Source organism: Vibrio sp. SALL6, from assembly GCF_002002385.1.
In the GTDB taxonomy this organism is placed as follows: Bacteria; Pseudomonadota; Gammaproteobacteria; order Enterobacterales; family Vibrionaceae; genus Vibrio; species Vibrio parahaemolyticus.
In genome coordinates this window covers 377287-398501 of sequence record NZ_MQVK01000006.1, presented here as the reverse complement: position 1 = coordinate 398501, position 21215 = coordinate 377287, and the positions used below count along the sequence as shown (strand labels likewise).

The window sequence follows — 21215 nt, the reverse complement described above, 5'->3', positions numbered from 1 at the left end:
CACGGTTTACCAGCTTAATGTCACACTGATTGTATCTGAGTACGATCCCGCAGTGCTGCTCGTACCGTAAGCTTTCGCAAAAAGCTCAATGGTCTGAGCCGTTGCGGTCGTAAACTCAGTAAGCGCCACCGTTCCATTTTGCACGATTTGGGTATTTCTGTCTGAATCGGTAAACAACTTATATTCGATATACTCGGAACCATTCGACATCGCGTAGGAGCCAGCTGCTACACTTCCGTCATACAAACCAGTGCCAAGTGTAAAGGTCGGAGTCACACCGTTACTACAGAGCACTTCAATGCCCGTCGCGCTGCCACCATTGACCGCAGCATCTTGCTCAGTAAAGATCGCTGGCACGTCGCCGAAATCAAGTAAACCAAAACCAATACCAGACGCAGTGTCTACCGCATTATTTCCGTTGATCACACAACCTTGTACAAGGTTAATGGAAACATCAATGGTGCCGCTCACTGAGGCGCCGTTTGCTTGCCAACTGAATGACGTTAATAACAGAGGCATCATCAAATATATTCTTTTCATATAAAGCTCCATTTTCTAACATTCCACTGTATATCGATGATTGTTTTATTAGTTATAGCTCAAGTATGACAAATTAAGTGCATATAAAATACGAAACATATAAAAGAAGTAAGTTAGGTATAAAAACAGGTACACTTGAAAAACAAATAACCACAAAAGATGACTTTTACGAGATATAAAACCACATAATACCCTTAAAAATAAAAAGGTCATCTGGTTATTCTAAATACTGAAAGTGAAGCTTTGCTGAAGTTTCAGAAGAAAATAAAGTCGATTTGAACAGAGTCGTGCAGGAAATTGGTTATTAAACGGCTGTAAAATTCTAGGCTGAAATTAAGAAAATGGACGAAAAAAAATAGGGTTAAAATAAACAAAAAGCGCCCCTTTTGGAGCGCTTTTCTTACTAGAACTGATTATTCCCAATCAAGAATAACTTTGCCCGACATGCCAGAGCGCATAACGTCAAAGCCTTCTTGGAAATCATCAATCTTGTAGTGGTGCGTGATGATTGGCGATAGATCCAAACCAGATTGAATCAGTGAAGCCATCTTGTACCACGTTTCGAACATTTCACGGCCGTAAATGCCTTTGATAACCAGACCTTTGAAGATCACTTGGTTCCAGTCGATACCCATGTCTGATGGCGGAATACCCAATAGAGCGATACGACCACCGTGGTTCATTGTTGTTAGCATTGAGTTGAATGCTGCTGGGTTACCCGACATTTCAAGACCTACGTCGAAGCCTTCTGTCATGCCTAGTTCAGCCATTACATCTTCAAGCTTCTCTTCAGCCACGTTTACTGCACGAGTCACGCCCATTTTACGAGCAAGCTCAAGACGGTATTCGTTTACGTCTGTGATAACTACATGGCGAGCACCAACGTGTTTAGCAACCGCTGCCGCCATGATGCCGATTGGGCCAGCACCTGTGATCAGCACGTCCTCACCCACAAGGTCGAAAGAAAGCGCAGTGTGTACCGCGTTACCAAACGGGTCAAAGATAGACGCTAGATCGTCAGAGATCTCGTCTGGGATCTTGAACGCGTTGAACGCTGGGATAACCAAGTATTCTGCAAATGCGCCTTCGCGGTTTACACCCACACCGATAGTGTTACGGCATAAGTGAGTACGGCCGCCACGACAGTTACGACAGTGACCACAAGTGATGTGACCTTCGCCAGATACGCGGTCACCGATTTCAAAGCCACGAACTTCCTGACCAATTGCGACCACTTCACCCACGTATTCGTGGCCAACAACCATAGGTACTGGAATGGTTTTTTGTGACCATTCGTCCCAGTTGTAGATGTGTACGTCTGTACCACAAATCGCGGTTTTCTTAATTTTGATCAGAATGTCGTTATGGCCAACTTCAGGTTTATCAACCTCAGTCATCCAGATGCCTTCTTCAGGCTTTAGCTTTGATAGTGCTTTAATTTTCATAGTATTCACCAAATATTGCCTCGCTCAGTGCGAAACAAAAAATCTCTATAAAGTTCATCATCACTCAACAATGCGGGATAAAAGGCTTAACCCAATGAGCCTGCTCCAACGGAGATTTGGGCAAGCCTTTGTCATCAAACCGCATCAACATGAGAGATATCGAACTTAGATAATGCCCATGTCTTTACCAACTTGGATGAACGCATCGATCGCACGATCTAGCTGCTCACGAGTGTGCGCTGCTGACATTTGAGTACGGATGCGCGCTTGGCCTTTTGGTACTACAGGGAATGAGAAGCCGATTACGTAGATGCCTTTTTCTAAAGCACGCTCAGCGAACTCCGCTGCAACTTTTGCATCGCCCAGCATGATTGGAATGATCGCGTGGTCTGCGCCGCCCATTGTGAAGCCTGCTGCTTCCATACGAGCACGGAAATGCGCTGCGTTTTCCCATAGACGGTCACGTAGGTCGCCGCTTTCTTCTAGTAGATCTAGAACGCGGATAGAAGCGTTTACGATTGCTGGTGCAACAGAGTTAGAGAATAGGTATGGACGAGAGCGCTGACGTAGCCAGTCAATCACTTCCGCTTTACCAGATGTGTAGCCGCCAGAAGCGCCACCCATTGCTTTACCTAGCGTACCAGTGATGATGTCGATACGGTCAACCACGTTGTGGTGCTCGTGCGTACCTGCCCCCGTTTTACCCATGAAGCCAACTGCGTGAGAATCATCAACCATGGTCAATGCGCCGTATTTTTCAGCTAGGTCACAGATAGCTGGAAGGTTTGCTACTACGCCATCCATAGAGAACACACCGTCAGTTACGATAAGAATGTGGCGAGCACCTGCTTCTTTCGCTGCGATCAGTTGTTGCTCTAGCTCTTCCATGTTGTTGTTTGAGTAACGGAAGCGCATTGCTTTACATAGACGAACACCGTCAATGATTGATGCGTGGTTCAGTGCATCAGAAATGATCGCATCTTCTTTACCAAGAATGGTTTCAAACAGACCAGCGTTTGCATCAAAGCAAGAGGTGTAAAGAATCGTATCTTCTTTACCGAGGAATTTAGAAAGCTTTTGTTCTAGCTCTTTGTGGATGTCTTGAGTACCACAGATAAAACGTACTGATGCCATGCCAAAGCCGTGCTCATCCATGCCAGCTTTACCCGCTTCGATAAGCGCTGGATGGTTTGCTAGGCCTAGGTAGTTGTTCGCACAAAAGTTCAGTACTTCTTCACCTGTCGAGATTTTAACAGCGGCTTGCTGTTGAGAGGTAATGATACGCTCTGCTTTGTAAAGACCTTCAGCCTTCACTTCTTCAATTTGCTGTTGAATCTGTTGGTAAAATGCAGAAGACATTCGCAATTCCTTCCTGGTTGTTTTGACGAGTTTTCACTCGTTTCGAATTTGGTTTAGCCTTTACGTGACGGGCGTCACAGGCCATCAGCTATCAATTAATTGTAGTGTAAAACAAGGAAAGGAAAACGATTATCCCTCAAGGTGGAAAAGCATTAATGAATTTGAGGAACAAATAACATCAATGCTTTTCTATGAGGTTGTATTGAAAGGAGTTATGACCAAGTAGGTTGGTTTAGAAGTTGCTCAAACTCCTTCGCTGGCACAGGGCGGCTATAGTGGAAACCTTGGCCGAACTCACAGTTTAGCTCATTGAGATAATCCACATGGCGTTGCTCTTCGATACCTTCTGCGACAATTTTAAGACGCAAGGCTTTGGCCATAGCAATGATCACGTTGACCAGTTCACGATCAGAGTCGTTCTCAAACACGTTTTGCATAAAACTGCGGTCGATTTTCAGACGATCAAACGGGAACTTCTGCAAGTAACTCAGTGCAGAATAGCCCGTACCGAAGTCGTCAATCGTCAGCTTGGTACCCAGCGCACGTAGGTTATCCAGCATGTCTACCAACTCATCATCATGGTTAAACAACAAGCTTTCGGTTACCTCGACATCAAATTGCTCAGCAGGCAAACCCGATTCTTCTAAGCTTTGCCTAATGAACGCCAATAAGCGATCACAATAGCGGAATTGAACGCTAGAGAAGTTCACCGATACAAACAACGGCGAAATGGATTGCCACTGCGAGGCTTGATAACACGCTTGCTGAATGGCGAACTCGCCAAGTTGATGAATCAACCCATTTTTCTCTGCAATCGAGATGAACTCTTCTGGATTGACGAAACCAAACTTCTCATCGTTCCAACGCATCAATGCTTCTGCGCCAACAATTTTACCGCTTTTCAGTTCGATGATTGGCTGATAGTACATTTCGAGCAGTTGGTTCGAAATCGCATTACGCAAACGACTTTCTAGATCCAAGTAACGCTGTAGATCTTGGTTCATGTTGTGGTTGTAGAAGCAGAACGCATCGCGGCCATCTTGCTTCACGCGGTACATCGCCATATCGGCACACGCCAACAGTTGCTCGGCGTTATCACCGTCGTCTGGGAAAACCGACATGCCGACACTGCCTGTCAGGAAAAACTCGTGATTATTCCAAACAAACGGTTCACTAAAGGCCGATAACACACTCGAAGCAACGCGCTTCGCGGTATCGTTATCTGGTAAATCTGGAATCACCAACAGGAACTCATCCCCACCGATTCTGGCGAGCAAATCGGTTTTTCTCGCGACGTTTTGAAGACGCTGAGCACTGAGTTTGAGAATTTCATCCCCGACAAAATGCCCCATAGAATCGTTGATCTGTTTGAAGTGGTCCAAATCAATAAACATCACCAATACTTTTGACCCCGTACGAGATGCACGAATAAGTTCCAGCGCCAATCGTTCTGAGCCATAACTGCGATTTGGCAATTCTGTTAAGGTGTCGTATTTGGCTTGGAATGCGAGCTCTTTCTCCGATGCTTTTCGGCGCTCTATTTCTTTGGTGAGTTTGTGGTTTTGTTGAGAAAGAATATCTTTACGCTTTTTCTCTTCCTCAAGCTTAATCTTTAATTCCAATTTATTATTGTTTGCGACAAATGCATAACACAGCGCAATAACAATCATCACGGCGAGAATACTTAGCCCAACAATAAAGAGTCGAGAAGTAAAAATATCTCGCTCGTTGAGCGGTTCAAACCATGCCATCAATTTAAAGTGATGTTGTTCCACTGGCACTTCGAAATATATTTTCCCATCCAAAACCTTAGAAAGAAAATGATTCTCATCTGCATTAGTGGTTGAATTTTTAGTGATGGAATCCCACACCACCATTTCAACATCTTTTATTTTTAGCACCATGCGACTGTAGCTGTCTTCGTGCTCTTGATTGGTTAATTGCTCAATAACAATATCTTTATTGATGTCCGCAATTAAAAAAGCCACTGGTTTCCCAGAAAATTTGACTTGCTTAATCACTTGAATCCGAATGTTGTCACCATCACGAGTGGCACAAACTTCTTCCGGATGCCCGTGTTGGGTCATCAAATCATGAATATCCATTGGCTTGAGATCTTTTGGGCCAGTCGTGACGATGGTTGTTCCGTCACTGCCCACCAGCGTTAACTTGTTGTAGATGTTGCTACTGTTGATCAACTTGCCGTCAATCTTCTCATCAAATCTACGTTTTAAGTTGATTAAACTTGCACCTAGGCCATATTCCATCGACATACCAGATGCTAAGTTTGCAAAAAATGTTTGAACGGTTTTGTCACTCGATAAATTATCTACGTCTTCACTTGCGATAGTAAATAAGTTGTCTAGTGTGCTTGCATAGCTTTTTACTTTTAAATCCAGCTCTCTATATTGAGAGTCTTTTAATTTATTCTGTCCAAGACTTGTAACAACAATAAGTATCGCTAAATAAATAGAAACGATTATTGCGCTTATCGTTATTATCTTTTTACTGGATATTTTTTTAACAGCCTTTTTCATCGAATTTTCTTACTATCTTCTAAGAAGTAATCGTTATAAAAGTAGTAAATGGACGGGTAGTATTTTTTAACGAGCTTTTCATACGTCCCATCTTTTTTAATAGAGTCTAAATAACGATCAAACGCTTCGCGTAATTCCGGTGAATTTTTACGGAACGCAACAGCCATTTTTTGATTTTCAGAAACAGGGCCAATGACTTTTATTTCTCCCGGCCATTTTTCTAAAGCAATTAATGTGTCTGCTACATCCAATAAGGTACTTTCAGCATCATTTTTCATGATGGCAGGTACCATTTCGTTTAGGAGTCGTTTGCCATCGGGCAAAATCACTTTGGCACCCGTGTCGTACAAGTCGTAAAGGTTTGGGTCTAGGCACGAATGCTCTAGCGCCAACACTTCTCGTCCATCGATCAACTCTTTCACTGTCTTGACGTCTTCGTCGATCGAACCACTTGGTTTAATTGGACTTAAACTTGAATCGGTACGAGAAACAAGCCATACCGCCGATGGGAAGTAGTCCTGAGAAAAGTCCAATACCTCTTCCCGCCAATCTAAAATCGTCACGCCATTGGCGATCAGATCACCCTCAATTGGCACACTGCCACCCACGACTGCCCGGTTGTGTCGGTATTGAACATCTTGACCTGTCAGCTTACCGACCATGTCACTCCACTGAGCCGATACGTACTCATATCGCACACCTAACGAGCTCGCAAATCCTTTTACGATATCGACATCTAATCCTGTCAGCGTGTGCATTTCACCTTGCTCGATGTAAGAAACAAAGTTGGCATAAGGCACACCGATATGACGAAGCACACCACGTTCACGGATTTCTTTAAGGTCATTAGACCAAGCCGAAGAAGACATCACGGACGCGGCTAAAATCGCCACTGCAGTGATGGTTCGTTTAAGTGTTTTGACTGACATTGTGTATATCCTTCCCTTCAACAAAGCGCCCATAAATGGGCGCTTGAGTGATAAACAACGACGTTAGAACGAGTAGTACAGATCAGCAATCGCTTCGACCAATCCTTCTACATCTCGCTCATCATGGAACAAGTGTGTAGAGATACGAAGCGCGTACGTGTCGTGTCCATCATCTTTGTACAGCTTGAAGTTCGTTGTACGGATGATGTAGCCATATTCTTCACGCAGACGGTCACGGAACTCAGTCAGGATTTCTTCGTTCGTCACATCATAAAATGGGTTGAACGTCGTTAATCCACTCGTCAGCCCTTCCACATTTGGGGAGAACATTTTCGCATGTGGCAGCACGTCTTGGAGTGAGGTTTTACATTGGTCACTCAACGTTAGAATGCGGTCTTGGATTCGGTCACGACCAATCTCATCCCACATTTTACAGCTATCAGCCAGCGCTTGTTTAGCTGGGTAGTTATCGTTACCAATGTACTGCATTTGGATTTGCTTACCTAAGTAATCCGCATGAGAAAGCGACGAGTTTATCAACCACAAAGGATTTTCACGGTCGCTCCAGTATTCGTTCAAACGATTACCGTTGTCGCGCACGTATAAAATGCCTGTTGCGCCCGGGCCGCACTGCCATTTATGGCCAGAACCAGAGTAGAAATCACAATCCAGATCATGTAGGTCAAGATCGAACATACCCACCGTGTGAGCACCATCCACTAACGTTGGAATTTGGTGCTCTTTTGCAAGAGAACAAATTGCCTTTGCTGGCAGCGCAGTACCGGTTTTGTATGTGATGTGAGAGAACACAATCAGGCGAACATTGTGGTGCGCTTCAATAGCGTCACGGAATGCTTGAATGTAGTCTGCTTCAGAAACGTCTTCAGTACCTGTAAACACTGGTAGCTGAATTTCCACGACTTCTACACCAAAGCGGTGTTTTACAACATTCAGCGGAGATGTCGCTGCAATGTGTTCGTGGTGTGTAGTAAGAATCACGTCTCCCGGCTCGAAATGCAGACCATTAATGATCGAACATAGACCGTCAGTCGTGTTGCGGCTTAGGATGATTTCGTCAGCATTTGCGCCAAAACCTGGTGCAATCTCTGCGATCATGTCTGAAACGTAAGGGAACTTACCAAACTTACCTTTCATGTCCCATGGGAACTTCGCCACTAATTTGTTGTTGTCTTCATAGCCTTCAAGAACATGTTTCGGCATTGAGCCTGTTGTACCAATGTTCATGTAAGTCGTTCGTTTATCCAAAACGAACTGCTTTTGCACTTTACGCCAAAAACGCTTATCGTGCTTTCTACCTAGCCCGCGGCTGCTCCAATCAATTTTCTGTTCTCGAGCTTGTGCTACACCTGAAAAAGCAGAAGCACCAACACCAGCTACAACGGCACCCGTTGCGCCTTTAAGAAAATTACGTCGGCTGCGATTAGTCTGAATAGAATCCTTGTCGCTCATTTTTTTCGATCCTTGTCGGAAGTTAGCCATATTATTAATTTTTAAACGCGTAACTATCTGTTACTAAAACATTATTACCTATTCAAACCAGACTTTAATTTTTTACTCTGCCATTAAGTGACTTTAGTTCCACTTTTTTAGCTTATTTGATGACATAAGCAACAGTTTCGCTTCCAACCAATAAACAACTGAATACATATTAAAATATTCATTAAATTGACTATTTTTATGATAAACGCTTAATAATAGTTTTATCTATAAACAAACAGTGAGCTTTGTTATAAATTCATTAAAAATTTAACTTTGTATTAATTAGAAAATTCAGCGTCATATTTGTTCAACTGCGACTATTCTTTTTATAACCAAGTAATCTCAATATGTTAAGTTTCATAAAATGGCTTGATGTTTAAATGAACAGTTAATTTTTAGACCATATATAGCGAGATCTAAAGTAGTTCAAACAAATGTACGGTCTAACTCTTAGCTGCGAGAACAAATCACTTGGATATACGCTCAAATGAATACTTTATAAAGAAGGAAATCGCATGTTAAAAGGATTGCTGTGCATCTCAGCGGCGGCTGCTTTCGTGATGACACCAAACGCGTTGGCCCAATCAATCACCATGACCGATTTGGGTACTAACCAAGCCGTCGGTACGGTGGAATTATCAGAGAGTGACTACGGAATTGTATTCACGCCGAATCTGTCAGGAATTCCTGCCGGACTACATGGCTTTCACGTCCACGCTAACCCATCCTGTGACAGTGCAGAAAAGGACGGTAAAACCGTAGTAGGTGGCGGTGCGGGCGGCCATTACGACCCAGACAATACTGGCCAACATGGTTTTCCATGGACCGATGGCAACCATCTTGGCGATCTGCCAGCGTTGTACGCCGACATGGAAGGAAACGCCAACCAACCGGTTTTAGCTCCGCGCCTCAAAATGTCGGATTTAAAAGGCAGAGCCTTGATGATTCATGCTGGTGGGGACAATCACTCGGATCAACCAGCCAAATTAGGTGGCGGCGGTGCGCGCATTGTGTGTGGCGTGATCGACTAAATCATGATCTGTCTGATTCACACTTCCTCATGCGGCAGGAAGTGTGAATCGTTGTGTAAACCGATGCGATGTCGCATCGGTTTCAAGATGACTGTGATGCAGCATTAAAATGGACTGAACAATTTTAGTACCAATGCCTAACGCGCCAGCTTGCGCATTCAGCTCTATTTGGTTGGAAAAAGTAAAACGAACTTGAGATGTATTATCGCCCCGTTTTACATCACAACTCACGGTCGCATCCGACGGACTATGCCGAAGTGCATTTTCCAATAAATTCAATATCAATCGTTCTAATAACCCCTTATCCCCTATCGCTTGGATTGGCTCATCTACGGTAATGTTCAACGTCACGCCTTTACGTTGAAACTGACTTTGCATGGTTTCGGCGCATTCTGCCATTAGTTGGCTAATATCAATCGGAAGATACTCATAGCTCGGTAGCGGAGCTTCTTGTTTTGCCACATCCAACAGAGCGTGCAATTGCTGGGAGAGTTTTTCACTGTTGCGAAACGCCACTTCAATGAGCGGATCGGGGTCAGGATGCTGCAAACGCCAAGTTTCCAAATACCCAAGTACACTCGAAAGCGGCGTTTTTAAATCATGGCTCAGTTGCAAAAGACTTTGGCGGCGATGAGAGGATTGATATTCAAGTTGCAAAAATTGCTGCTGGATGTGTTTTGCCATCAATTGATAAGAACGAGCAATCGGCACTAGCTCCGGCACTTGATGTGCAAAATCGGGTTGTAGGCGAAAGTCGTGTTCGGCTTGTTTTTGCAGTTGATCGGTCACACGTTCAATCGGGTTTAACAAGCTGCGCTTAACCAAGAAGTATGAGCCAAAAGCGAAACCTAAAATCGAAATAAGCACTAAACCCGCAAGCGCCAAGTACGGCGAATCCACTTGAGCATTGGCAATGGCCGTATGACGAGAACTCCCGATCACCACGTACAAATAACCAATGGTTGAGCCAAGCTCCTCTATCGCTGCGACAGAAAAGACTTTATGTTCATCACGATTACGCGGGTCATCGCCTAGAATCGGGAAAGGTTCACCACTGAGAAACTGACGAATAGGAGCCAGATTCACCGCGCCCATCAATTCCGTCCCTTCTGGCGCAGCGTGCGTAGTAATGTTGCCTTGGCTATCAAGAAAATAGATTTCGAAATCAGGCCCTATCAACATGAGGGTGTGGAAAATCGACTTGAGTGCTTTGGGATTGTAGTCCGTACCAATCATGAGCGGATTATCATCCCGCATGTGACTGGCTAGATCTTGATGTAAGCTTTGCTTGGTGCGAAGCTCAATGGTCTCTTTTTGCCAATTGTAAGTCAGCGCAATGGCCGCCATCGCCAAACAAAACCAAACCGTGGTGAATACCACCAAACGAGATTTGAAGCTCATCCTATCGCCTCCTCACACCGCCTATTATGGGCGCGGCTGAAATTTGTACCCAACACCCCAAACCGTTTGAATAAAATGATGCTCTGAGTCCGACAACGACAGCTTGCTGCGCAAGCGATTAATGGTGCTACAAACCGTGTGATGATACCCTGCATGATTGGTGTTCCAGACATGATCCAACAGCTCGTCCTTACTGTAGACTCGACCGGGACGAGTGGCGAGAAACTGTAGTAAGGTAAACTCGGTTGCCGTCAGCGCGACGTCTTTATCGTTGAGCGAAACCTGATGCAATTGGGGAATGATCTTCAAGTCACCAAAGTTAAGTGCCCCATCTTCTGCTTTTTCTGGAGTCGGCTTTTCAGCGACTTGATTAACGCGCCGAAGTACATTTCTCACCCGAGCTTGAAACTCTAAAACACTAAACGGCTTTGTGATGTAATCGTCGACATCAGCTTCCAATCCATCCACTTTATCCATCTCACCGTCTCTTGCAGTCAACACCAAAACTGGTGTCCAATCTTGCTGCTGGCGCAAGTGATGGCAAATATCTAAACCATCACCATCGGGTAAACCTCTGTCGAGGATCACCAAATCAAACGACTGCTGCTGATAAGCATTTCTGCCCGCTGCAACGCTGGATTCTCGACTGACTTGATGCCCCTGAAACTTGAGATGCATTTGAACCAGTTCGGCCAAGTCATCATCGTCTTCAATCAACAATATGTTCGCCACCACGTTGGTTGTATGCCGTTCCATGATCCTTTCCTTGTCTGGGAGACGCCTCATTCTGCAAATGACCGGGACGAAGCCGTATTTCTTTCAACAAGGTCAGCTTCCCACAAGGTCAGAAAGTGCTCTGGTGGTGGAATGAGGGATAAAAGCATGAACAAACACTTTTAGGAAAGGATCCGCCACCAGAGCAGATGAGTTATTCAACGCGCGTGATCGTGACCTTCGCGCCAGGATTTAGAAAACGATGGTTTGCCGACAAGGTTGAATTTGCCTGTCCATCATCATGGCTGATGACGCCAGCGTGAAACGCGACCGCATCATTCATATCATTTCGGGTTGAGTTAAATCCTTCACCGCCACCCGCAGGGCCGGGAATCGTGGCTGCCAATTCATCATTAAGCTCTGTGCCAGAATCCCACACGTTCATCTTCATCTCGTAACTGTCACCCACTGCAAGTGACTTGAGCGACAATCCCGTTTCGCCCACAAAGGCATCATTAGTGTTCACGAGCATCGAAGCCAGCGACAAATAACCATAACGATGAGGATTGACTGTGATGGTGACTTCGTCCGATGAGCCCGGCAGCAGCAAACCGTTACCAGAGACACCTTGGTAGACGTTGTCGTCACTGTTCATCAGAGCAATCAGCTCGGCATTGCTGCCACCCTCGGCTAAGTGTTCTAACTCAACCGACGCACTTTGACCAATTTCGAATAGCTGAAAATTGCTATTGTGAGTCAGCACCGCCAGCGGAGACATCGGTTGATTCGCCGTTAAGTTCTCGACATTCACCGTATATCGGTATGACTTCGCGACATCATTATCGTCATCATTCGGACAACCAGCGAGCACTCCGACAGAGGCCGCTACCAGTAAGATTTTGTATTTCATACCTCCTCCTTACTTCACAACAATTGTGATGGTTGCAACTGGGTTTAACCAACGATGATGACTGCTATCGAGATCACTCTTGCCACCAGCTGGATCGCTGTCACCCAAATTACCCGGATGAATGTGAACCTTGTCGTTGCTCACCGCCGTTTCTACGCCAGTACCACCGCTACCGAAGGTAATAAAAGGAGGATTAGGAATGCTGGACGCTAACTCGTCGTTCGCTTCGGTGCCTGCGTCGTAACTGTTCAAGGTCGCTTTGTAAGTGCCCGCTTCGGTTGGAATTTTCCAACTATCTAAGCCGACAAAACCATCATTGGTTGGCAATAACATCGCGCTAAGTGAGAGGTAACCGTGATCGCCACTATCCAAAGTAAACGTGGTCGCAGCGCCCGGATTGAGAATACCGCCCGCTGGGTTTTCTACGACTGCGCCGCCTGCGTTGCCAATCACGGTCGATAATCCAGAAATATCCCCACCTTCAGCCATCGCTTCAAGCTCTGTTGTGGCGAATTCTCCGACTTTAAACATGTGCAGATCTGAGCCATGCGCCGCGACGATAAGCGGTGTAAAGTAAATGCCTTTGGTTGCGTTGGTAACCGTAATTTCTAGTTCCGCCGCTTGAGCTGATGCCGCGCCAACCGCCAGAGCAACAGACGTCATGACAAGACTAAGTTGGGTACGTTTTTTCATTGTGAATCCATCCTTTTATGAGAGTGAAACCCAAGCCCTTGAACATCGTCTTTTGTTGGCTTGAGCAGCATTGCTTTCGAACGTTTGTCATTCTTGACTTTAAGCATGACGAGCAAATATCTCGGTAACTTCATCGAATTCTCATAAAATTCTCACAACTTCTTATCTCTTTCATTCCGTTATAAAATAGCGTCCATCCGTTCCCCAAACGCACATTAAAATGCTCAACAATTTACTTACTGCATACTATGGAGAAATCTACGGTATTGCCTTTTTCAGTCACTATCTCAACAACTACAAACAGGCAGAGCAACGCGCGCTTTGGCAAACTTTAGTCGACGTGGAAAAACTGACCGCTGAAAAACTCAAACCTGTTTTGCAAGCACATGGAATGGAGATAGAAAACCGTCATCAAGAAATGATGGAAAAAGGTCTCTCCGATGCAGAAAAGTGGATCGATTTACCTTGGTCAGAGCTGGTTGCCACGCTACTCAATTGGGTTGAGCCGTACGAAGTGACATACCGAGAATGGCAAACACTCGCGATAGAGAAGAATTCAAACGCTGTCAATTTTCAAACTGCATTTGATTTAGTCGCAGAACATGAAACCGCTATTTATCAATGTTGGCAGCGTTATCATGCTAACGAGTCTGGGTTGCCGATTCTTCACGCCTTTTTGGCAAAATATCGTTAAAGCGAGACTGGCACACTTGCACCTCGTAAAGCCCTGCCAGACAATACTTTTAATACGCCGCTTAGAACGGAATCTTTATGGTTAATCCAAAACTCATTGCTCTACTGCCCGATTTGGCCTCCTTTATTTTGGTGGTCAACGAAGGCAGTTTTACTGCCGCAGCCAAACAGCTTGGCGTTACCCCATCTGCGTTAAGCAAACTGATCACCCGTTTGGAGCAAGCCCTCAACGTGAAGTTGTTTGAACGTACCACGCGCAAGCTGATCATTACTCAAGCAGGGCAAAAAGTGTATGACCAAAGCATTGCGATGGTTAATGCCGCGCAGCAAGCCGTTGAGCTATCTGCGGAAGAACATGCCGAACCAACTGGCGCGCTCACGGTAGCGGCACCAGAGGCGTTTTTAAACTCGGTCTTGCAACCGTTCGTGCTGCCTTTTTTGCAACGTTATCCAAAAATTCAGCTCAAGCTGCGCGCTGCCGACGGGGAAATCGACCTGTTTCGTCAGGGCATTGATGTCGCTTTTAAGCTCACCGATAAACCGGATGAAAATTTGGTGCTCAAAGAGATAAGCAAAACCAATCTGGTTTTGTGTGCCTCACCAGACTACCTCGCACAAAGAGGCATGCCAGAACATCCTACGCAACTTGAACAGCACGACTGTATTTACCTAGCGGAAAACGACAAAGACAACATTTGGTCGTTTTTTAAAGAAGAGGCGTTTCATTCCATCGCGGTCAGTGGTCGGTATGCGGTCAACCATTCGCAAATGCGCCTAAATGGCGTCAAGGCCGGTTTAGGAATTGGCATCTTCCACGATTTCGTGGTGAAAGAGGCATTAGAGCGCGGAGAAGTGGTCGAAGTGTTGTCCGATTGGATGATCAAAAGTAACTACCACGGTGCGGTCGCCATGCAGTACGCACAAACCAAATACATGCCTGCACGTCTACGTGTATTTCTCGACTTTGTAAACGAGCATCTCGTGTCTAAGGAACCCAATCATGTTTAATGCGATTCATCACGTCGCTATCATTTGCAGTGATTACCCAACATCAAAGCGTTTTTACACCGAAGTGCTAGGGCTACAAATCATCGCAGAAAACTATCGTGAAGCGCGAGACTCCTACAAACTCGACCTTGCGTTGCAGGACGGATGTCAAATCGAGCTGTTCAGCTTTCCCGGCGCACCGGAGCGACCAAGCTTTCCGGAGGCGCAAGGCTTACGACATTTGGCGTTTCAAGTCGACAACGTTGAAGAAGTAAAAGCGTATCTGGAATCCAAACACATCGCTGTTGAACCCATTCGCATTGATGAGTTTACGGGCAAAGCATTTACGTTCTTCCAAGATCCCGATGGCTTACCATTGGAGCTTTATCAGAAGTAAAAAGAGCCAGCAATTCGCTGACTCTTGTTTTATACCAATACGACACCTTAGTTCAGTGCTGCTTTTAGCTTCTCGACACGGTTGAACACCACCCAGTCCAACAGCAAAACGCTCACAATGGCTAAACCGCCCATCGGGAACGCGGCACAAATGGCAACCAATGTGGCTAACCCCAATTTCCACACTCCGTCATGTTGAAATTGTGGCGGCGCTCCAAGCGATGCGCTGCGACTTGGTCGACGTAACCACCACATCACCACTCCGGAAATAGCAATCAGAATAAATGCCAGACAGAACAGCACATTCAACGCCTTGTTGATGATGCTTACATCTCCTTGGTGAAGTGAGACACCCGCAGCCATTAACTTGGCAAACCAGCTGTAATCCTGCCAAGTCACATCCACCAGCAAACGACCTGAGTATTGGTCAAAATGGCTGGTTCGATCTTGTCTTGGGTCAGAGATGTCCCCTCCCATTGAGTTGGCTGCAACGGTGTAAACACCGTTATCTGAACGAGGCAAGAATATTTTGTAGCTGGTAAAGCCCATCATTTCTGCTTTAAGAATAATGTCGTCAATCGATAACGCGCGATGGCTCGCCGTGTAAGACGACCCCCTTTCCATGTTCGCGTGATCATGGGCGGGTTTATCTTTCGATTCAGGTACGGCAGCAAGCTCTAAGTTCCAAGGCATTTCTTCTGACGAACCGTGGTTAAGATCCTTATGCGTCAATGTCGACTCTGGCTTTTCACCCCAAGTGTAATAGGTCGGAAACGTGTTCCAAGCTTGAACCATCTTTGCCCCCCAAATTCCAGCCCAAGACAAACCTGAAATCAGGAAAAACAGTAAAACGAGGGACAACACGCCACCTAAGTTAGCGTGCACATCGCGCAATACAATACGAGAACCTTGGGCAATACGGATTTTCAAAAAGCCCGCTCGACTGGCGTTGTCACGAGGAAGCCAGAGATACAAGCCCGACACCAAAAGTAAAATACCTAAGCTGGCTGATATTTCGATTAAACGATCGCCAAACTCACCAATCAGCATGGTGCCATGAATGTTATTCATCAGCTCATAAACGCTGTCTGAGCGATCAATGGGGCCTTGAACCTCGCCCGTGTATGGATTGACTGCAGCAACGAGCGAACGTCCATCTTCCGCTTTAATTGAAAACCGATTGGCAAGGTGCGCTGTTTTGGCAGGCACAAACTGGGTAACGCTGAAATCAGGATAGGCTTGCTTAACCGACTCTAACTGGATGGACACTGGTACCTTGTGCTCTTGCTGCACCACTTTTAGCGTAGTCTCATAGCGAGCCAGTTCAATCTCATCATCAAACAGCATCACCAGTCCGGTGACGGACAGCATGAGCATAAATGGGATAACGAATAATCCTGCGTAGAAATGCCATCGCCACGTCATAAAGTAGATGGATTTTGCGCGAGACGCTTCCTTGAGTTGAGGCTTTGTTGAGTTTCTCAACATGTTTATTTCCTTTTCATTTTTGCACGCCAAAAACGCTGACCAAATGCTTCCCCCACATGCTTTTCTATGCGGTGAAATTTGGACAGGTTTGGGAGTGCGACTGCTTGAATGAGCAGTGTATGTGTGACTTTACTTATTGTTTTTATGGATTATGAAAAAGAAACCACAGGCGGCGCGCGCGGAACTGGCGTTTCAAATCGTACACTTAGAGCCAAAAAAGTGTAGCGTTCAGAAATTACCGAGCTCAGTCGTGAAAGTATCGGTGTAGTTGGAAGTGAATCTTGGTGGAAAGTAGAAAAGTGACTAAATGGACACGGCTTGCCCTTGTGCGTCACCGAGCTGTCACCCTCTTCTATCTGAACCAGCTCGAAACCGTTTAGCGTACAAAGCGTCGCCCACACGCCCATGCTGTTACCATGAGCATTGATAACAGGCATCAGTGTCACGAGCACCCAACTTAAGGCGCTAGCGAATAACATGGAACGATAAAAAGGAATTAATCTACGCATAACGGTGACTTAACAAATTTCACACAGAGTAGCCAATTCTGAGTTTCAGCTCAAAAAGAGGATCAATAAGTGATTACTACCTCACAATCATTATGTTGACAGAGACAAAAAAGCCCGCAAATTTGCGGGCTTTCTTTCAATCATTCATGCACGTAAGCGCTGCTTAACCAAACAGCTTGCTCCAAATGCTTGGATTACGCTTGTCGTGGTACTCTTCACGAAGGCTATCGATCTCACGCAGTTGCGCTTTTGCTTCTGTCAAATTACCTGCATCCAGATCCGCCTCGATTTTGTCTAGCGTTACCGACAGCTTGTTGAAACCTTCTAGGTAAGTATCAAACTTTTCTGGTGGGTAATTACCACGTTTTGACTGTTCTACAATGGCTTGCAAGCTATCAATCGCTGATTTCATGGTTTCCACATCAGACGCTTCTGCGGCCTGTTTGAATTCCATCTTCATCTGCTTCATGTTTTGCTTCAAATCAACCGCTTCTGCCATCGCGTATGTTGAGCTAAACGCAATCGCACACCCTAGAACTAAAGGACGTAACATTTTCACTTCTCCATTTTAGTGCCGAATTCTGTGTCGGCTTCGTTTACCCAAATAACTCGCCACGCTAATACGCATTGTAGGAATATTCGGGCATTTAAGAGGGGCAGTGTAAAGCAATCTTACCTAGGGTGCATACCTAAAATGTAATCAAGTTTATGCGTTGCGAATCTCGTCATACTCTGCGATTGGCAAGCGGCCACGCAGTTCAAGAAATGACAAAAACTGTTTAGCAGAGTGAGTAATCACTTTGTTGCTATCAATATCAAGGTTGTCCATCAGCTCACTGACAAGCTCCAGATTGCCCACATCATGACAAAAGTGTGCATCGCTTCCCGTAGTAAAATACACATCTAACGCTTTGCCGATTTGCGCAATTTCATGGCAACGCTCCACACTGCCTACGCGACTGTTGCCTTTGAGCGTAGTGTTATTGATTTCTATCGCTACATTGTGCTCTTTAGCGCACTTCAGCACTTGTTCAAAATCGAAGTCGAAGTTCGGGTTCCCCAAATGCCCTAACGCATCAACGCGACCGCTTTTGATGACATTTATCAGCGCTTCAGTGTGTGCTTCTTTATTGGCAGGTGGAAAAACGGGCTCGTGGAAACTGGCAATAACCCAATCCAAATTGCGATCGACACTTGGCGGAATATCAATTTCACCTTCAATGTTAAGTATGTTGGATTCCACTCCGCGAACGATGGCAACACCTTCAAGAAAACGAGGCAGAATTTTTTGGTTAGAGAAAAACCAGTAGTGAGGCGCACCCGGCATCGACTCCGCATGGTCCGTCGTGCAAAACATGGTTAACCCGTTCTCTTTTGCCGACTTTGCGTTTTCAATCAACGTACTATACGCATGACCACTCGCGTAAGTATGCGTGTGGGTATCAACCTTAAATTCCATCATCCAGTCTCTTGAGTGCTCAAATTTGCGGGTATTGTATACCCTCGTGCGATCAAGATGTAGCGAACACCGAAAATGCGGCGGTGAACGCTCTCTTACTCAGCCTAGAAATGGAAAAAATGCGTCTCGATATTTAGTGCTATTGCGAGTCCGTTTCCTCACAAATACTTTTAATCAATGGCAACGCTTTTTCCCACCCATTGTTGAACATCGATACAAAGTCACTGTGAGTGTGAATGGTGATGTTGAGCAACAAGCGTTCGTCTTCTGTGTCGATCTGATAGATCTCACGAGATCCAATCCACTTGGCGGCAATATCGGCGTCCAACTGTTGCCTATTGTCGGGGTTAAAGATGGCAACATGATGAAACTCTAGCCGATGCAGTGGCTGCACAGAATCAATCACTGCGCGAGTGCCGCCCATATCCGGATCAAAAAAGGTGATGTCGCTGCCCTCTTCCCACTCCCCTTCGAATTGAGATTGAGGTGAAAATGCCTGCGCCCAACGCTTGTAAAGCTCAGCGTCCGTCAGCACTCTCCATACGCGCTGCGGAGTCGCGGTTATTTCTACGTAATAGTTTAATGTAAGCATGTTTTCTCTCCCTGAACCTTCATTGACGCTAGTTTATTCTCAGGAAAAATCAAATTTGCTTGCGTTTTAAATGCTTATCTCAACTTACTTTTACGAGGCACTAAGATGTTCTCGTTTGTAACGCCTTGCTTTGATGATGCTTGACCAATACATCCCAGCACCCATTCAATACCGTCGCGAGCACAATTAAGCCCATGCCCGCGATTTGAGTGCGGCTCATTACATCAGCGAAAAAAAGTGATTGCCAAACGGCCGTAAACAACAAGTTGGTAAAAATCAGTGGTGCGAGTTGAGAGCCGCTACTGGCCAGTTGATAGGCTTTTGCACGAAACACTTGAGTATTGATGATCAACATCGACATGACTAATAGCCACAGCACACTAGGCTCAACGGATAGTGAGAATGAATGAGCCCCCAACAGTCCAGAGCCATCGTTGATAAGCGCCAAAGGCAGAATAAATAACGCGGCAAAGCTAAACGCCCAGAAGTTGATCTCTAGCGGCGACATATTACTTTTGCTGACTTTATACAGCGTCAATTGTGAGCCGGAGTTAAACAGGCCACCGGCCAAACCAAGCAGTAAGTCGTATCGCAAAGTAAATTCGCCTTCCGTTCCAGCCAACAACACCACACCACTAAACGCCATCGCAATACCAAAAACGGTGGACGCACGAATTTTTCCATGCCAGACAAGCTTCTCAATCACAGGCATAAACAACGGGCCTGTAGCAAAAAGGACCACACTTTCGACCAGTGTTAACGTTTGAAGAGACGCAATAAAACACAATTGAGACAGACCAATACAAAGTGCGCGTAGCAAAGTGGGCTTCAACTCGGTCGATTTCGGCAGTTTGATGCCTTTCGGGATCAGAACTAAGAGCAAGATAACCGCAGGTAGGAAAAATCGTAGAAAACTGAACATGGTTACCGAAAGCGCCTCGGACAGCTGCTTTGCTAGCAAGCCCGTAACAGATAAGCTTAATGTAGACATCAACATAAATACGATGGGTTTGTGAACGTGATTCATTAGATACTCCTTAATTCTCGAAGCATTTTATGAAAAGTGACTTTATAGAAATAGCGAGTAATATTAACCACTATTGTAAGTAAAACTTACACATTGAAAACAGGTTCGTTCCATGCGCAAATTAGTACCATTAAAATCCATCTACGCGTTTGTGGCGGTGGCGGAATCAGGCAGTATGACGGAAGCCGCCCAGCTTCTGAGCGTTAGCCACTCGGCGATCAGCCAAGCGATTAAATCTCTCGAAAGCCAAGTAAACAAACCGCTTTTTGACCGAATTGGACGCCATGTATACCTCAATACCGAAGGCAAAAAATACTACCGCAAAGTCGCGCCAGCGTTAGAACAAATCGTCGATGCAACCGAAGCACTGATGCACGATCAAAACTCTCAACGCATTACGCTAAACATGGTGAATTCCTTGGCACTGCATTGGTGGATCCCACGAATGCCACGTCTTCAAGCCTACGCGCCCCAACTTGATGTACGCCTATCTAACCTTTCTGGACGGTTCAATTTGGAACAAGAAGGCGTTGATGCTGCGTTAGTGCATGGCAACACTGAAGAATGGCAAGACTACTATTGCGAAAAGCTCAGTGAAGACGAACTGGTATTAGTGTGCAGCCCTGATCTCATCGACCACAGCAATCCAGTTAACCTTTCTGACATCTTAAAGACGTATCCGCTCATTGAGGTCACGAATGAGCGCAGAAAACACGATTGGCAAGTCTGGTCAGACGCGATAGGAGTCGCTCGTCCAAAAAACAAAAAGCCGATCACTTTTAATATGTCAATTCAAGCGGTACAGGCAACCACGCGTCGTTTGGGTGTGTTGGTGACTCACCGTTTGTTTGTGAAAGACGACATCAAGTACGGTCAGCTAATCGAACTTGGTGAGCCTGTGATCAATCCTAATCAGCAGCTTTATTTTGTATGCCCACCGCATAAGCTCAAGCAAGAAAGCTTTCACCTATTGCGCTCGTGGTTAAAACAAGAATTTGCGTAACT

At 45.5% G+C, this 21215-nt stretch carries 21 protein-coding genes; 5 read left to right on the top strand and 16 right to left on the bottom strand.

The annotated features are described in order from the left end of the window. Positions 1-6: 6 nt before the first annotated feature. From BIW15_RS03750 to BIW15_RS03725, 6 genes are all read right to left on the bottom strand, one after another. Positions 7-552 carry a spore coat U domain-containing protein gene (locus tag BIW15_RS03750; RefSeq protein ID WP_077280597.1) on the bottom strand — a complete coding sequence of 182 codons (546 nt, stop codon included), beginning with the start codon at positions 550-552 and terminating at the stop codon, positions 7-9. 401 nt (positions 553-953) lie between these two features. Then, complete coding sequence (gene tdh, locus BIW15_RS03745; RefSeq protein ID WP_005394871.1) at positions 954-1985, bottom strand: L-threonine 3-dehydrogenase; 1032 nt, start codon at positions 1983-1985, stop codon at positions 954-956. A gap of 165 nt (positions 1986-2150) precedes the next feature. Then, positions 2151-3344, bottom strand: a complete 1194-nt coding sequence (locus BIW15_RS03740) for a glycine C-acetyltransferase (RefSeq protein WP_005478319.1) — start codon at positions 3342-3344, stop codon at positions 2151-2153. 212 nt (positions 3345-3556) lie between these two features. Beyond that, positions 3557-5881: a bifunctional diguanylate cyclase/phosphodiesterase gene (locus BIW15_RS03735; protein WP_015313584.1), complete on the bottom strand. Its 2325-nt coding sequence runs from the start codon at positions 5879-5881 to the stop codon at positions 3557-3559. Next, the gene (locus BIW15_RS03730) at positions 5878-6810 is read right to left on the bottom strand and encodes a transporter substrate-binding domain-containing protein (RefSeq protein WP_179115218.1); all 933 of its coding nucleotides are present in this window, start codon (positions 6808-6810) and stop codon (positions 5878-5880) included. Before BIW15_RS03730 ends, BIW15_RS03735 begins: the two co-directional genes overlap by 4 nt. A 63-nt stretch (positions 6811-6873) precedes the next feature. Continuing rightward, positions 6874-8280: an aminotransferase class V-fold PLP-dependent enzyme gene (locus BIW15_RS03725; protein ID WP_005478185.1), complete on the bottom strand. Its 1407-nt coding sequence runs from the start codon at positions 8278-8280 to the stop codon at positions 6874-6876. Positions 8281-8825: 545 nt separating this feature from the next. Between BIW15_RS03725 and sodC the strand changes: the two genes are divergently transcribed. After that, complete coding sequence (sodC, locus tag BIW15_RS03720) at positions 8826-9341, top strand: superoxide dismutase family protein (protein WP_005462859.1); 516 nt, start codon at positions 8826-8828, stop codon at positions 9339-9341. A 27-nt stretch (positions 9342-9368) separates the two neighbouring features. On the opposite strand, the gene BIW15_RS03715 is transcribed toward sodC, so the two are convergent. The 4 genes from BIW15_RS03715 to BIW15_RS03700 form a co-directional block, all read right to left on the bottom strand. Next, a complete protein-coding gene (locus BIW15_RS03715) occupies positions 9369-10742 on the bottom strand; it encodes a sensor histidine kinase KdpD (protein WP_077280595.1) in 1374 nt (457 codons plus the stop codon). Positions 10743-10766: 24 nt separating this feature from the next. After that, positions 10767-11498, bottom strand: coding sequence for a response regulator transcription factor (locus BIW15_RS03710; protein ID WP_025499100.1), 732 nt, complete (start codon positions 11496-11498; stop codon positions 10767-10769). A gap of 172 nt (positions 11499-11670) precedes the next feature. Continuing rightward, complete coding sequence (locus BIW15_RS03705; protein ID WP_077280593.1) at positions 11671-12366, bottom strand: spondin domain-containing protein; 696 nt, start codon at positions 12364-12366, stop codon at positions 11671-11673. Positions 12367-12375: 9 nt separating this feature from the next. Beyond that, complete coding sequence (locus BIW15_RS03700; protein WP_020838196.1) at positions 12376-13059, bottom strand: spondin domain-containing protein; 684 nt, start codon at positions 13057-13059, stop codon at positions 12376-12378. Positions 13060-13279: 220 nt separating this feature from the next. Between BIW15_RS03700 and BIW15_RS03690 the strand changes: the two genes are divergently transcribed. The 3 genes from BIW15_RS03690 to BIW15_RS03680 all read left to right on the top strand — a co-directional run bounded on the left by BIW15_RS03690 (position 13280) and on the right by BIW15_RS03680 (position 15136). Beyond that, the gene (locus BIW15_RS03690) at positions 13280-13753 is read left to right on the top strand and encodes a hypothetical protein (protein WP_021450565.1); all 474 of its coding nucleotides are present in this window, start codon (positions 13280-13282) and stop codon (positions 13751-13753) included. 77 nt (positions 13754-13830) lie between these two features. Continuing rightward, complete coding sequence (locus BIW15_RS03685) at positions 13831-14760, top strand: LysR family transcriptional regulator (protein WP_020841459.1); 930 nt, start codon at positions 13831-13833, stop codon at positions 14758-14760. After that, positions 14753-15136 (top strand): VOC family protein, encoded by a 384-nt coding sequence (locus tag BIW15_RS03680; protein ID WP_077280592.1) that lies wholly within the window; start codon positions 14753-14755, stop codon positions 15134-15136. The genes BIW15_RS03685 and BIW15_RS03680 overlap by 8 nt, the downstream gene beginning before the upstream one ends. 47 nt (positions 15137-15183) lie before the next feature. On the opposite strand, the gene BIW15_RS03675 is transcribed toward BIW15_RS03680, so the two are convergent. The 6 genes from BIW15_RS03675 to BIW15_RS03650 form a co-directional block, all read right to left on the bottom strand. Beyond that, positions 15184-16623: a PepSY domain-containing protein gene (locus BIW15_RS03675; RefSeq protein ID WP_077280591.1), complete on the bottom strand. Its 1440-nt coding sequence runs from the start codon at positions 16621-16623 to the stop codon at positions 15184-15186. 149 nt (positions 16624-16772) lie between these two features. Next, on the bottom strand, positions 16773-17132 hold the full coding sequence (locus tag BIW15_RS03670) for a hypothetical protein (RefSeq protein WP_071936908.1): 360 nt from the start codon (positions 17130-17132) through the stop codon (positions 16773-16775). A 163-nt stretch (positions 17133-17295) separates the two neighbouring features. Next, complete coding sequence (locus BIW15_RS03665; protein ID WP_025555832.1) at positions 17296-17685, bottom strand: cytochrome b562; 390 nt, start codon at positions 17683-17685, stop codon at positions 17296-17298. A 153-nt stretch (positions 17686-17838) separates the two neighbouring features. Then, complete coding sequence (locus BIW15_RS03660; RefSeq protein WP_021450561.1) at positions 17839-18591, bottom strand: phosphatase; 753 nt, start codon at positions 18589-18591, stop codon at positions 17839-17841. Positions 18592-18730: 139 nt separating this feature from the next. Continuing rightward, positions 18731-19183, bottom strand: coding sequence for an SRPBCC domain-containing protein (locus tag BIW15_RS03655; RefSeq protein ID WP_005462830.1), 453 nt, complete (start codon positions 19181-19183; stop codon positions 18731-18733). A gap of 100 nt (positions 19184-19283) precedes the next feature. Then, positions 19284-20210 (bottom strand): DMT family transporter, encoded by a 927-nt coding sequence (locus tag BIW15_RS03650; RefSeq protein ID WP_077280590.1) that lies wholly within the window; start codon positions 20208-20210, stop codon positions 19284-19286. Positions 20211-20322: 112 nt separating this feature from the next. Between BIW15_RS03650 and BIW15_RS03645 the strand changes: the two genes are divergently transcribed. Next, entirely contained in the window at positions 20323-21213 is an 891-nt protein-coding gene (locus tag BIW15_RS03645) for a LysR substrate-binding domain-containing protein (protein ID WP_023584526.1), read from the top strand. The last annotated feature ends 2 nt before the right edge of the window (positions 21214-21215 follow it).

Coding starts and splice junctions, on each gene's coding strand:
- BIW15_RS03675 (WP_077280591.1), bottom strand. CDS start 16,623: ATGTTGAGAAACTCAACAAAGCCTCAACTCAAGGAAGCGTCTCGCGCA.
- tdh (WP_005394871.1), bottom strand. CDS start 1,985: ATGAAAATTAAAGCACTATCAAAGCTAAAGCCTGAAGAAGGCATCTGG.
- sodC (WP_005462859.1), top strand. CDS start 8,826: ATGTTAAAAGGATTGCTGTGCATCTCAGCGGCGGCTGCTTTCGTGATG.
- BIW15_RS03650 (WP_077280590.1), bottom strand. CDS start 20,210: ATGAATCACGTTCACAAACCCATCGTATTTATGTTGATGTCTACATTA.
- BIW15_RS03645 (WP_023584526.1), top strand. CDS start 20,323: ATGCGCAAATTAGTACCATTAAAATCCATCTACGCGTTTGTGGCGGTG.
- BIW15_RS03690 (WP_021450565.1), top strand. CDS start 13,280: ATGCTCAACAATTTACTTACTGCATACTATGGAGAAATCTACGGTATT.
- BIW15_RS03670 (WP_071936908.1), bottom strand. CDS start 17,132: ATGCGTAGATTAATTCCTTTTTATCGTTCCATGTTATTCGCTAGCGCC.
- BIW15_RS03735 (WP_015313584.1), bottom strand. CDS start 5,881: ATGAAAAAGGCTGTTAAAAAAATATCCAGTAAAAAGATAATAACGATA.
- BIW15_RS03730 (WP_179115218.1), bottom strand. CDS start 6,810: ATGTCAGTCAAAACACTTAAACGAACCATCACTGCAGTGGCGATTTTA.
- BIW15_RS03685 (WP_020841459.1), top strand. CDS start 13,831: ATGGTTAATCCAAAACTCATTGCTCTACTGCCCGATTTGGCCTCCTTT.
- BIW15_RS03750 (WP_077280597.1), bottom strand. CDS start 552: ATGGAGCTTTATATGAAAAGAATATATTTGATGATGCCTCTGTTATTA.
- BIW15_RS03725 (WP_005478185.1), bottom strand. CDS start 8,280: ATGAGCGACAAGGATTCTATTCAGACTAATCGCAGCCGACGTAATTTT.
- BIW15_RS03655 (WP_005462830.1), bottom strand. CDS start 19,183: ATGCTTACATTAAACTATTACGTAGAAATAACCGCGACTCCGCAGCGC.
- BIW15_RS03740 (WP_005478319.1), bottom strand. CDS start 3,344: ATGTCTTCTGCATTTTACCAACAGATTCAACAGCAAATTGAAGAAGTG.
- BIW15_RS03705 (WP_077280593.1), bottom strand. CDS start 12,366: ATGAAATACAAAATCTTACTGGTAGCGGCCTCTGTCGGAGTGCTCGCT.
- BIW15_RS03665 (WP_025555832.1), bottom strand. CDS start 17,685: ATGTTACGTCCTTTAGTTCTAGGGTGTGCGATTGCGTTTAGCTCAACA.
- BIW15_RS03680 (WP_077280592.1), top strand. CDS start 14,753: ATGTTTAATGCGATTCATCACGTCGCTATCATTTGCAGTGATTACCCA.
- BIW15_RS03700 (WP_020838196.1), bottom strand. CDS start 13,059: ATGAAAAAACGTACCCAACTTAGTCTTGTCATGACGTCTGTTGCTCTG.
- BIW15_RS03715 (WP_077280595.1), bottom strand. CDS start 10,742: ATGAGCTTCAAATCTCGTTTGGTGGTATTCACCACGGTTTGGTTTTGT.
- BIW15_RS03660 (WP_021450561.1), bottom strand. CDS start 18,591: ATGGAATTTAAGGTTGATACCCACACGCATACTTACGCGAGTGGTCAT.
- BIW15_RS03710 (WP_025499100.1), bottom strand. CDS start 11,498: ATGGAACGGCATACAACCAACGTGGTGGCGAACATATTGTTGATTGAA.